Annotated in this window: 1 protein-coding gene and 1 pseudogene; both read left to right on the forward strand. The window is 56.2% G+C overall.

Annotation, left to right across the window (positions count from 1 at the left end):
* Nucleotides 1–113 precede the first annotated feature (113 nt).
* Nucleotides 114–527, forward strand: a pseudogene (nadA, locus tag ACWGTO_RS33480) (quinolinate synthase NadA); the annotation flags it as partial.
* Between the two features lie 435 nt (nucleotides 528–962).
* Nucleotides 963–1,218, forward strand: a 256-nt coding sequence (locus ACWGTO_RS33485; RefSeq protein ID WP_454578954.1) for a CCE_0567 family metalloprotein, incomplete at its 3' end; no start/stop codon positions are given.

The raw sequence follows: 1,218 nt of genomic DNA on the forward strand, positions 1-1,218 counted from the left end.
GGGGACTCACAGATTCAGCACTGGCGCCATATGTCACGTGTTAACTCACCCGATTGCCCTGTATACTCACCGCAATAATATTAATCTTATATTCAGGTCGAGTATAATTGGAGGTGTCGACGACCACCGCGTTGCCATCGGCCGCATCCTTATACGACCGCGTCCGGCGCGTGATTCCGCCGATCGAGTGGCTGGCTTTTTCCGCTTACATCGATGCTATCCTTGCGCTGAAGCGCGAGCGCGACGCCGTAATCCTCGCCCACAATTACCAGACGCCCGAGATATTCCACTGCGTGGCCGACATCGTCGGCGACAGCCTGGCGCTGGCCCGCAAGGCCATCACGGTCGAGGCGCAAGTCATCGTGCTCGCCGGTGTGCATTTCATGGCTGAGACGGCGAAGCTTCTCCATCCGGACAAGACTGTCCTCATCCCGGACCTCGACGCCGGCTGCTCGCTGGCCGATTCAATCACACCCGCAGACGTGCGGCTGCTGCGGGAGCGTTACCCAGGTGTTCCAGTTGTCACCTAACCCTTGTCGCGTGGCCCGAGAAATCTCTGCGGACGAACGCGAAAACTACTCGAAGTTAGGAACTAAATTTGGTTACAACCGCAACTCTTCAAACAATCAACTTTCCGAATTGTCCAATGTGCCGCTAGAAGAGCGTGACTTGAACCGGTGGCGGCGTTGAAGGATGGGCTAGCGGTTATTTCTCACCACGACTTTCTCTGCGACGACACACCATGCACAAATGAGATCGACGGCAAATTCTCTCCCGCGACAGCGGTCACCTAGCCCTATGAAGGATCTGAATCATAGGCTGCTCGTTAGAGCATCTTCCACCAAAAGGCGTTGATCCATAGGCACTCCCCTTACCCCGATTCCTTTGAGATTCGTCAGCTTCTCGAAAGCTAGCCGTCTTAGAGCATGCGGCCTAAGGCGGGGCGCTGGCCTATTGAAGCCATGAATCTGAACGCAACCGATGCGAACTCAGATCGCAGACGTGGCTATTTTTCGGCGTCCCTTGATGATGACTTGCGCGACCTTGCCAAGGACCTCCCGGTCGGCTGGCGCAGGATAAGGGCTGTCGCGGAGAAAACGTTCGACGTTTTTTGCCGAGTTGGACGGCAAGGAGAGAACTCGCAGCCTGGGAGAATTCACGATGACCAGCCCGTTCGTTACCCGCGACGGCTCCAGATGGATGCCAGACTATCTGACC

Source organism: Mesorhizobium sp. PL10 (assembly GCF_053714315.1).